Below are 11,202 nucleotides of genomic sequence, written 5' to 3'. Positions count from 1 at the left end.
GACGCGGTACACTCGACCACTCTAAGATGTCTTTAACTGGAGCTTCAAACAGGCAGAAACGAAGTGTATTTTTTTCAGGGCGTTGCTGAAATGTAAGGCAAAAGTAATCCAACTTAAAATCTCTCAGAATTGAATTGTAAAAAAGTCGGTCGCATCCGATGGCTCTATGGGAGCAAGAGCGCTAAAGTCTGCTGGGCCAACCTCTAATGCAGCATCCTTTAAAGTAACGAAGTGTGTGGCTGCATAGTCAAAAATTTTCTTCCTATGCAGGGCTACTTTCATAGATCGAGTCACCTCAGTTAAATCGTTCAAAGAGGGGTCTGGAGGAAGGACAAGCGAGTGTTTCCAGCTATCCTGCCAAAGCATCATTGAACCTTTCGCTCGGTTGCAACCGGAGCAAGCGGGCAGAAGGTTCGCGATAACGCTATCGCCGCCGTAGCTACTCGGCCATATATGCTCATACTCAATTGCGTCGTCCGAATCTGCTGAGTTTACGAACAACTCTTTGCCGCAAATATAACATTCAAGCGTAATAAAAGGGGCCCTAACCAATGATTTAACTTCCTTAGAAATTTTCTCACCCGAAGCCTGTGCAGCCGCGAATGAAAAGCTGATGAGCTTGTTGACGTTAAATCGACCGAACTGACTTTCGGTTATCCCGCACTGATTAACCAAGAAGGTCAAAAAAGAGCCTCGGTAGGTGAACTCGCTACCGTTTGGATCGGCCAAGACAGCCTTCGCAGCTTTTATTAGACGGGCAGTAAGATTAAAGTAATATAATCCTGTGCAATAGTCCGCAAACGCATCACATCGGTTACCAACTAGGGAGCTGTTTCTAAAAGCACTAAGAGAGTTAGTTAATGCTGCACCATTTTCTATGAACAGATCAACCACTCTAATATATAAGTGCTCCCCGTGTGTTACAGGCCGAAACCCAATCATATAAATCTTTCCTGCGATAAGTTTTTTGATACATCAAAGCAATCAATTGGGTGTTTTTCACTAATAAGAGAAAATCCAGCTAACCGTTTTTCGACCACACTTTTCAGATGCTAGTCCTCTCATGCAAGGCGATGCAATAATCAATTACAGGCTCAATCATTAGCGAGGTTTCGCTAATGATGAATTCCTAGCGCATAAGGAAGGATTTTGATTTCCCAATATTTTACTATACTGTATTAAAGCTAGGTACAGAGCCTGATAACAATCGCGAAATTACATGTTTGGGAGTCTATGCCTCAGTGGGAGCAGATTTGTACCCGGTTCTTCTATGCGCAGGAAATTTTGCCCCTATGATCGAAGCAATCGACGCGGCGCTGCCATTGCTCGATTAAAAGCTAAACAGGTCCGGTAGCTCTTCGTCGTCCTTCCGTCCCCCACCTTGCATCATCTTCAGCATTTCCTGGTGCAGGATGACCTCGGCGGACTTGCCGGCAGAGGCATCGAACATTCCCTGCAGCACTTCGAAGCCGCCAGCCGCGTAGCGCTCGAATTCACGCAGCAAGGTCTCTTCATGCTCGGGCCGTAGCATGTCAACGTTGGTCTCGCCACGTCCCAACAAGGGCAGCAGGAACAAGTACATGTCGAGGCCTTGGCTGGCAAAAGTGCTCGTCATGATTTCCTGTCCCTTGCCGACGTCGCGCGTACGTTTGTGAAGGACCCCGAGGCTCGCAGCCAGCACCATGGCGCCGGTATTGTAGGAGTACAGGGCCGGCATGTTCGGCTGTCCGTTTTCGTCCTGCCCTTTCAGGAGATTGACAAAGGGCGCGAACTCTGAGGGCCAGTACACAGCCCGGTCTTTGGTAAAAAAGCTTTGGCGCGCCATTATGGGATCCTTACAAATTCAGACTCGTCGCGCTCGGCTTCATACGCGTTGAGCGTGTAGGTGGTATGACCGATCTCCATTTTTTTGATCGGCTTTTCGCCGCGCGGTCCAGCGCTCTTGGAGACGATCAGGTAGCGCTTGCCGACGTAAGACTCCAGTGCCTCGGACACCTTGTCGCCCCAGTTCGCGGACGACACCATCAATACCAGTTGGGTGGTCTGGGCCGCCAGGTTCTTGGCTACTGATCCTTGGTACTCCGGGTCAAGCGCAGACAACGGCGCATCGAGCACCAAGGGCGCCACGGTCGGTTCCGCCATCCACTCAATCTTCTCCTGCGTCTTGCGGGCGGCAAGGGCTACGACCGTTGAGATGAACGCGAATTTGAGAATCTGGCCCTCGCCAGTACTGTGTCCTACCAGTTGGCGGTTCTCGTCCAATAGCTTGACCGCGTAAGTGGCAGGATCGATCTGGGCGGTGAAGTGCTTGGTCAGGTAGCGCTCCAAGATCGTATTGAGCTCCATCTTCAGCACGCTCAGCGCACGCGCTTCCTGAGCTTTCAGACTCTCACTCAGGAACTTGTGTAGCCGCGTGATCTTGTCCAGCTCATTCTTAAGCTTTTGAGCAACGTCTAAACGGCTGGCGGTACGTTTGTAACGCGCCTGCAACTCCTCGATCTTCGCCTCGCCTTGACTGATGCGCAATGCGACCGCTCCCTTATCGTTGTTCAGGGTCTCAAAATGCGATTGCATGGCATTCCGTGCACGCTCGAGCTCACGCACTTCTTTCTCGGAGCTGTTGTCCAGCCGCTGCTTGATGTCCGCCAGCTCCTCCTCGAGCTCAGCGATTTGCTTGTCGACATCGGCTGCACGCGCACGCGCAACCGTGATGTCGTTCGGGTAGGTGCGTGCTCGCGTTTCGATATCACGAATCAAAAATTGGATTTCTCGGATCCGCCCGTTCAGCACACTGGTATTCGCGGTTTCCAACAGCCCCCGTATGCACAGTTCTTCGTGCGACCCTGTAGAGACCGGCCGTCCGCACAAGCACTTTTGGCTGTCCAGAATATCCTTGACAAGTTGGTCGCTATACGGCGCCGGCAAACGTCCTTGCACCTCCTCCACTTGCAATTTGTCCTCGAAGCCTTTGGCCAGACCTTTGATGAAGATCGGGGCAGCGGCGCTACCGACCAGGCTGGCGATGCGCGCTTCGATCTGTGCGCGTTCACCGCGCAAGGTCCGCAATTTGCTGTCGATGGCGGTACGGCGCGCTTGTTCTTTAGCTGTGTTTGGGAGCTTGGCCAACAAGTCGTGTAGCCGATTCAGTTCGAAGCGCGCGGCTTTGATCTCGCTTTCAAGGGTCGCGAGCTTTTGCTTTTGCCCAGGTAAAACGCGGTCGATGTTTTCGATCTCATCCTGCAATGCTTTGAGCTCGCGATCGTTGGTCTGTACCGACACTTCTCTCTGGCGTTTCAGTTGGCAAGCTTCCAGATCCTTGATCAATCGATCGATCAATTCGAACCCCAAGGTCTTGCGCAAATCAGCCTTGAACTGGCTGCTGCCGGACAGCTCCAACGAACCAATGGCCTCGGCATCGAAAAAGAACCAGCTGACGAGACCTTTCGGAATGATCTTTTGCAGGGCACGTTCGGGTTGGGGGACCGGGGTCGAGTTTCCACCCTTGATCTCGTAGAGTTCAAGACCCTTATCCCTGCCATATGAGCTCGAGGAACGGCGCGCTCGATAGTTGGTGTCACGGTTGCGGAAATAGAGCTCGACATACGTCTCAGTTTCCCCCTCCTTTGCCGCGGCCTTATTGACCAGCATAGTCTTCTCTTGAAAGCGCGGCGTGAAATCACCGGTCACGCACCAATGGATCGCGTTGAGCAAGGTCGTCTTGCCTGCACCGTTTTCTCCGTGGAAGACGGTGACGGGACGGTCATCATCATGTGCAAATTCAATCGTATGCAGACCGTAAAATGCGCGGAAGTTGTTGAGGACGAGCTTTGTCAGGCGCATCAGAAGTCCTCGTCCTGGATCATGTCGAGAAGACGCTGCTGTCGGATTGCGTCCGGAATGTTCGCGCCTGGGACTGCGAGATCACGTTCGAACTGCAGCAGCTTATGCGCGACGATGTGTAGCTTTTGCTCGTGCGCAGGGATCGAATTGACCTTGTCACGTCTGACTTCGGCACCCAGCTCAGCGAGCTCGGCGATAAATTTCTTGGATTCGGTGTTCATGGCTGGTCTCGTGAAATCCCTAGCTGGTCCTTGAGGTCGTCAATATGTTTTTGTAATGCGCTGGCTTGTAATGCGTCGGATGCGAAGTTGGTCGCGCGTCGTAGTTCGCGGCGCGCTAAACTCTTCATAGCAGAACTGTTGGTGGCCCCACCCAGCACCACGAAGTCGTAGAGGTCGGCAAGCTCCTTGCCTTCGGCTTTGCGCAAGACGCGACCTCGGCGTTGGATGCCCTGGCGATCGGAGCTCTGACTCGCCAGCAAATAAGCAGAGCGGCAGTCTGGAATATCGATACCCTCGTCGAGCACCTTGATCGATACGATCGCATCCAGACTCTTTTGCTTGAGTTTGACCAACAAGATCTCGCGCTGGACCAGCGACTCCTGCGCCGTGATGCGTGACGAGCTCCAACCGACCTCGTGCAACAGGCTACTGACGCGTTCGATCTGCCGCGCTGAGCCAAGCTCATCATCTTCGACCGTACCGTCCCCGCAGTAAAACAGGGTAAATGGCTGTCTCTCACTGCGTTCGAGATGTCGCCTCAACACTCCCAATTTGTCGCGACAGGCCCCTACGACGCGGGATCGCTTGAGTAACAGCGGTTGGACCTTGACTAGGTTCTCGGGCGTAAGAACCTCTTCCGCGCCGGCGATCTGCACGATTTTGCGCGTGAGCTCTTCATAGATAGCGGTCTCATCCTCGTCGAGCCGCACTGGCAGGATGTGATACCGATAGGGCGTCAAAAAGCCTTCCTCGATGGCGCGCGACAAGGAAAACTCGTAGACGATCCGACCAAAATAAGCGTCTAGATAATGCTGGGCGAACTGATCGTAAGGGGTCGCGGACAGGCCCAATCGAAATTGAAAATGATTGGGCAGCTTGGCGATGTGCTCTGGGCTGTTGAAATGGTGACACTCGTCGACGATCACCAGATGTCTGGTTTCGACGGCATTGTCCAGCAGCGACAAAAGTTCTTGGAAGCGGTCGCTCTTGAATGTGTTGTTCACGCAGACGAAGCATGGTAGGTCGGTCTTGGCCAGCTGCGCCGCCAAGAAGCTGTTCTGAACCACGTGGACCCATTCGCGGCTGTTCGCGAACACCGGGCAGACTTCGAGACCATGGTCGCGCAAGGCCTCAATCCACTGCAGGGCCAGGTTCTGGTAGGGAACGGTCACGACGACCGCACCATGCGGAAAACCGTGCTTGAATTTCTTGACCGCTTCGATCGCCGTCATGGTTTTACCGGTACCGGTCGCCATCGCGAGGATGCCGTGGAACCGGTTGTTCTGCCACTCGCGCAAGGCTTCCTTCTGGTAGTCGCGTAACGGCTTGTTGACCACCAGCCGTGGTAACGCCAATACATCTCCGGTATCGGCCTGCCCGCGTTGCTCGGCCATGGCACGCATGACGGCAAGCGACTCCTCGTCCACCGGGTAAATGCGGGTTTCTTTCGTGTTGCCAGCCCAGAGCGCATCAAAGCGCTGTTCGAGTTCTCGACCGTAGGCCGCGTAGATCTCGGGCTCGACGCTGACGAACACAGCGAAGGACTCGTGGTTGCGTCCTGGCGCCAACGCAGCTTCGGTTTCGTTGGCGGAACCGATGAACGCTACCTTGTTTTCGTGGGCATCCTCAAAGATGCCGAATTTCTCATGATAGATGCCCTTCTGGCGCACGGCGAATCGCAGTTCGACCACACCGGACGCGACCAACGTACCGATGATCTTCGCCATAGGCGGATCGCCGGCTTCAATGGCACGCAGAATGGAGATCAAGCGCTGGCGCAAGACGAGCTTCTCTGCCTCGACGAGGTCCGTCGTCGTCACCGATGCCAGCTCAGCAGGCGAAACAAAACAACCGATGACCAGCTGAATCTTGCCGTCGCGCTGGATGAAATCACTCAGCTCGGCGGCGCATGCGAGCAGGCTTTGCTCCGAAAAATACCCGACTGCGCGCTTGTATGACACCGATCGGTCTAGCAACGGTCGATAAAACGTTTCAAGGAGATCGTCGTGGTCACTTTGATAGTGACGCTTCAAGGCAATTTCTGAAAGCGCTGGCAGACTCATCGAGCAGAACATGAAGGAGATAACGTCACCGAGGTCGCGAGCGGTACAGCCCGATAGCAGACGACAGTCGATGTCTTGTATGCAATCTTGATTGTATTTAGGAATTGCTCAATGTGCTATATTTATTGGTCATAAATTAGTTGATTCGTTGTTATGCGGTGACGGGGACGCCAGCTGGTCAGTGATTTGTACTCCGGCTTTCGTCGACGGATCAACGGATGTTGCGCGTGGGCCTTGAGCTTAGGATGGTGAAGCGACAGGTTGCGTCGCTTTCTGCAATGAGTAGATACGTAAAATTCAGCTAGGCGATCGACTCTACATGCAGGTTATGAAGGTTCCGACTTACCTCGCCAAGGTCACCAATCGCAACGGTTACGTCCGATGCCCCTACCGCGGACGTTCGAGTGAACCGCAGCGTTTGGGACGGTATGTCGTCGTGCGCCCGACCGGGCGAATCGCGGTGGCGTACCACCGAAGCGGTGACGATCCAAAGACGTCGAGCGCGTATGGTCGCCTCGGACTGCAAGGTCGTCAGCCCTGGCCGTTGTCCGCTGTCGAACGAGACAAATCGGTGGCGGCCAACGGCATACCCAAGATGACATGGATGTCGCCGCCGGGATCGCGCTCCAAGCCGAGAATCGGATAGATACGCTCCAGGTTGGCGTACTTGGACCACTCACCCGCACCGTGCTGATCGGAGGGCGGCGCCGACATCAATGCGAACCCCTTCTCGCCTCGCTCGATCGCGTCGATGCTTCGCAGACGGCCGTTATACCCCGTGCGCTGATTCGCATGTCTGATCGCGTAATGCGCCTGATCAAAACACCTCACCCGCAGATAAGCACCCGGCAGCGCGTGATCGCGGATACGTTGGCCTGGGGCTTGCCATAGCTGCATGAGAATGGTTCCGGAGGCGTGGAACGCATCCCATGAATTTGTGGGAGTACCGTGGTGCGTGAATCCATGGCGCCTACAGAACTGCGTAATGTTCATCGTCGACTCATCCTCTGGCGCTTTGCGCGCTCCGTTTGTCCAGGCATCGATACGCTGCCGACCCAGGCATGTCGATTGCCTGATTCATTGGCTCTGCTTGAGCAGGCAAGACGCATGCACGACATTCGATTCATGGAAATTACTACCTTAAATGTCTTAATTGAATTATCTTAGATAAAATAGCCAATCCACAATTCTTGCTCATCACCGAACGTTATGTCTTCTTTGGACGATCAGTTAGCCACGCTCGCCAAGCAGCAGCAATATACGTTAGAACTGGAAAAGGAGAAGTGGAATTTCAAGCAGAAAGAGCTCGAGTTTCTCGAAGCTGGTCAACACATGCGGGCTTTGAATCAGCTAATGTGGCAAATCCCAACGATGGCGATCGCAATCACGGGCGGACTCTGGTACGGTGCCGCGAACATCGATGCGGATGCACCGAGAGCGTGGGTTTTCAGCTTCGCCTGCCTTGTCGATTTCTTGACCATAGGTACGCTATTGCGCCTCCGTGAGATCATTGGACAGCAAATATATACGCAGGAAAAGCTGACGGGTTCCACCCCGCGCAGTGTCTTTCCCAAATATATGGTTGTCGGATGTTGGTCAGTGGCCTTAGTCGCCGCCGCCGTGATAGGTTTTGTAGGCGCGCTGAAGTCCGAGGTCTTTACGAAGGCACCCAACCACTCTGCTCCGGCGACCGTCAATGCGCTCCAGCTTCCGCAATCCTGTTTCGTGCCACAACGATCCAGCGCGACAAAGTAACCCAAACCTGATGGGGGAAGTCATGAGCAAAAAGGCTTGGGACCATTACGATACCGCCAGCGCCGAGTTCTTCGAGATATACGAAAGTTTGACGTTCGAAGCGATACACCGTGATCTGCTGGATTTTCTCCCCCCACCCGGCGCCGTTTGCTTGGATGTCGGCGCCGGTTCGGGACGAGATGCCGCGGCGCTCGCAGAGAGAGGGTACGAGGTAGTGGCCATCGAACCGAGCGAATCGCTCAGGCGCCTGGCGCAGAAGCACCATCGCAACACGTCCATCGAATGGATCGCAGACAGTTTGCCGAATCTGGCAACCATCAAGAACAGTGGACGGCACTTCGACTTCGTGCTCTTGAGTGCAGTATGGATGCACGTTCCTCCTGAGCACAGATTAGCGTCGCTAAAGAATTTAACGGACCTACTGAATCCAAGAGGTCGTATCGCCCTGACGCTGCGCATCGGCACACCGAATCTGGAACGCATGATTCATTCCGTGAGCGTGGGCGAAGTTCTCCATCAGGCCGAACAGGTTGGTTTGGCACCGGTATACGTGAGTGAAGACGAGCGCGACTCCTTGGGGCGCATCGACGTCAAGTGGAAAAAAATCGTATTGGCCTTACCACGATAGACTCCTGCTCGACTCAGGACGGAAGTTACGCGAACGAAATCCCACGTTTCGACGGCGACAGTGAACGCGACTCCTTCCATCTCTGCCGCTCCGTGTCCCTCACTGCCTGAGCGCGGCGGACATCGCGTGTCTTCTCCAACTCATTGCAACGGTTCGAGTCGTTGGACGAGCCCGGCTCCAGCCGAACGAGCGCGACGACGTGCGACGATGGGGTGCGCTGAGCGCCGCGCTCACCGCCTGAGTTCACGAAGAACCTCTCCTAACTCTCCACCCCGCTCGCCCAGATGGACTTCCCGATGGTGCGCAGGACACAAGCACACCACGTTCTCGATCGTATCCGATCCACCTTCGGCCAACGGTATCACGTGGTGCACTTCACAATACGGTCTACCATCCTTACCCGAGAAAACCGGGTAGACGCAGTGCGGAACCTCACAGCGGTGCCCCGCCCGCGTCTTGGCGATCGCGATGACCAGACTGCTGCGATCGAAGACGACGCTGCTCACGGACCTGGCCATCGGCTTGGCGCGGCTCTTTATCAGCGCCTGCTGCCGCTCGTATGCCGCCATCAAGTCCGAGAGCGGGCTGCCAGCCAGACTGACGGCCTCGCGCAGAATGGCCGCGTCGATCGCCCGCGCATCAGGCCTCGGCTCGTCACCCGCGCTAGCCTTGCCCCAGAGACGTTCGAATTCATCCTCGAGGTCTTGGGCACGAAGGCGGCGTTCGTCGACATCGTAGAATTCGTCCCAAACCACCCGGTCGGTCGCGCCAGCGCCACTCATACCGCTGCGGCTGTCACGCGGGTCGATACTGCGAAAGTTCATGACCTTGTTGTAGACGCCTGAGATCGCTCGTCCCGTCAGCTGGGACACCAACGCGACCGGAGTACTCGGCAGCCGCGATACCGATTTCCCGAGGGTTTGAGAGTATGCCCACAGACCCGCGATGGATTCGTTTCGCGACCAGTCTTGTCCGACACGTGCCCACATCTGCTGGAGACGCTGCGCTTCGATGTCGGTCAAGGGAAAGTTGGTTCCCACTGCCTGCCGCAGTATCAGTGCGTTTCTCAGGATCGGGTCCTCGAGCAACCAATCCCGGCGCAACATCTCCTTCGCCGCACTGCGCCGCACAAGTCGCAGCCAGACCCGTTCGGCGGGCTGCGCCGCGTCAGCGGGGCTCTGCCAGAATTTCGTGGTGTGTTCATCGCCAGCCATCGTATCGACTGGGGAAGCAACCAGCGCCTCGGCGACGACTCCAGCCTTCGACCCCTCACCGGAAACCGCACGCCACAGATACACGCGATCCCCCTCTCTGATCTCACTGCCATACCTCGTCACCAACCACGTGAATACGTTGGGGCGGCTCTCGAGAAACGAGTCGACATCGAACTTTTTGGGCATGGCTTGAAAAATCCAGGTTTTCATCTTTCCTCAGGTTTCAAAAAGGTCGCTACCGCTACGAGCCAGATGCGTACCAGGATTCTCGGACAGGGCTCACTCCGATGCAGATTGGTGTTCTTGCGATTCACTGCACGTCTGAGGCAAGGGACGTCATGGATGACCGTTCACATCGGGACGCGCTTGCGGATCTGATCAAGCACGGCACGCAGACGCGTGAGTAGCTGGGGCTCGGGCGGCCAGGTACTCGACCATTTGATCGTTCGCTGCAGCATGAATGCCGTGATGCGTAGGCATTCCAGCGTCGCGTCATCAAGGCCTTTCTGCTCGGTCTCGGCCATCACCTGCTCCGCGTCGGCGCCGGCCAGTACGCAAGCCCGATACCCATCGAACGACAGGCAGAACGGCGAGATGTGTTCGTAATCCGCATCGGATGCCGGGAGGTCTGCCCGTGTCAACGCGTCATGGGACAGCAGCCGTTGCCCGGTGCCGGAATAGGACTCTCCGCCGCTACAGGGTGGCGGTACGGACGTATTGGGCTGCCCCATCTCATGGTGTCGACCGCCGAAGAATTCCGGCAAGTGCCCCTGTTCGGCGTGCCCGAGCTGTCGCGCGAACCATCCCGCATAGGCCCAGTCCTCGCCAGCCGCTTGACTTACCAGCTCGGGATGGCGTTCGATGAACTTCGCTGCCAGGTGTCGGGCATCGTCATGTGCCGCGTCGTCCCATCCAAAGTAGCTCTGGTCCTGTTCGGTCGTGTAGAACGGCAGCGTGGACGTATCGGTCGGGGTCCAGCCATCGATGTAAAAGCTGGTCGCAGGGCCGAGGTAACAGCGCCAATGTCGTAGGTCCAGCGTGTAACCGGCGCAGATTCTCAAGCGCTGATAGCCGGCCTTGTGTAATTCATGGACCATCGCAAGCACGCGCAGGGCGCGGCGCGTCCTGGCATCACTCGGCGGAGCCAACGACACGGTACCAGGCACGCGACATGGATCGGTGCAGTCGGCCCCATCGTGCGGCGCTCGTTGCTCTGCCAGCCGCATCAGTAGTGCGAATACCAGGCGTGGCGCACCTCGATAACCGTCGTCGCCCTCGTGTTCGAGCACCGATCCCATCGCTTGTAGACAACGATAGGCCGGGCCATCACCATCGAAAGCGACTTGCTCGATCGCGGCGAGGTCGAGCGTGATGCTGCCGGTCCCGCCTTCGCGCAGGGTCTGATAGCGTGCCAACGCGTCCAGCCAATAACGGTCTTCTGCCCAGTGCATCGATAGTCCTTTCGATGATTCCTCATCCGC

10 protein-coding genes are annotated in these 11,202 nt (G+C 55.9%); 2 read left to right on the top strand and 8 right to left on the bottom strand.

All coding sequences use genetic code 11. From position 1 onward, the window contains the following. Positions 1-123 precede the first annotated feature (123 nt). The 6 genes from AC1DIX_RS15840 to AC1DIX_RS15815 all read right to left on the bottom strand — a co-directional run bounded on the left by AC1DIX_RS15840 (position 124) and on the right by AC1DIX_RS15815 (position 7,117). Positions 124-894, bottom strand: coding sequence for an HNH endonuclease (locus AC1DIX_RS15840; protein ID WP_477325604.1), 771 nt, complete (start codon positions 892-894; stop codon positions 124-126). Between the two features lie 436 nt (positions 895-1,330). After that, positions 1,331-1,825: a hypothetical protein gene (locus AC1DIX_RS15835; RefSeq protein WP_477325602.1), complete on the bottom strand. Its 495-nt coding sequence runs from the start codon at positions 1,823-1,825 to the stop codon at positions 1,331-1,333. Further along, positions 1,825-3,840, bottom strand: a complete 2,016-nt coding sequence (locus AC1DIX_RS15830; protein WP_477325600.1) for an AAA family ATPase — start codon at positions 3,838-3,840, stop codon at positions 1,825-1,827. The genes AC1DIX_RS15835 and AC1DIX_RS15830 overlap by 1 nt, the downstream gene beginning before the upstream one ends. Beyond that, the gene (locus AC1DIX_RS15825; protein WP_477325598.1) at positions 3,840-4,061 is read right to left on the bottom strand and encodes a hypothetical protein; all 222 of its coding nucleotides are present in this window, start codon (positions 4,059-4,061) and stop codon (positions 3,840-3,842) included. The genes AC1DIX_RS15830 and AC1DIX_RS15825 overlap by 1 nt, the downstream gene beginning before the upstream one ends. After that, positions 4,058-6,094 carry a DEAD/DEAH box helicase family protein gene (locus tag AC1DIX_RS15820; RefSeq protein ID WP_477325596.1) on the bottom strand — a complete coding sequence of 679 codons (2,037 nt, stop codon included), beginning with the start codon at positions 6,092-6,094 and terminating at the stop codon, positions 4,058-4,060. Before AC1DIX_RS15820 ends, AC1DIX_RS15825 begins: the two co-directional genes overlap by 4 nt. Before the next feature lie 561 nt (positions 6,095-6,655). After that, positions 6,656-7,117 carry a hypothetical protein gene (locus AC1DIX_RS15815; protein ID WP_477325594.1) on the bottom strand — a complete coding sequence of 154 codons (462 nt, stop codon included), beginning with the start codon at positions 7,115-7,117 and terminating at the stop codon, positions 6,656-6,658. A 216-nt stretch (positions 7,118-7,333) separates the two neighbouring features. Here AC1DIX_RS15815 and AC1DIX_RS15810 point away from each other — a divergent pair, with 216 nt between their 5' ends. Then, entirely contained in the window at positions 7,334-7,879 is a 546-nt protein-coding gene (locus AC1DIX_RS15810) for a hypothetical protein (protein ID WP_477325592.1), read from the top strand. 22 nt (positions 7,880-7,901) lie between these two features. Further along, positions 7,902-8,507 carry a class I SAM-dependent methyltransferase gene (locus tag AC1DIX_RS15805; RefSeq protein ID WP_477325590.1) on the top strand — a complete coding sequence of 202 codons (606 nt, stop codon included), beginning with the start codon at positions 7,902-7,904 and terminating at the stop codon, positions 8,505-8,507. A 230-nt stretch (positions 8,508-8,737) separates the two neighbouring features. On the opposite strand, the gene AC1DIX_RS15800 is transcribed toward AC1DIX_RS15805, so the two are convergent. Then, positions 8,738-9,931 (bottom strand): HNH endonuclease, encoded by a 1,194-nt coding sequence (locus tag AC1DIX_RS15800; RefSeq protein ID WP_477325588.1) that lies wholly within the window; start codon positions 9,929-9,931, stop codon positions 8,738-8,740. A gap of 140 nt (positions 9,932-10,071) precedes the next feature. Beyond that, on the bottom strand, positions 10,072-11,172 hold the full coding sequence (locus AC1DIX_RS15795) for a hypothetical protein (RefSeq protein ID WP_477325586.1): 1,101 nt from the start codon (positions 11,170-11,172) through the stop codon (positions 10,072-10,074). Between the last annotated feature and the right edge of the window lie 30 nt (positions 11,173-11,202).

It is taken from the genome of Massilia sp. 05N420 (assembly GCF_056397205.1).
This window is presented reverse-complemented; position numbering and strand designations above follow the sequence as displayed.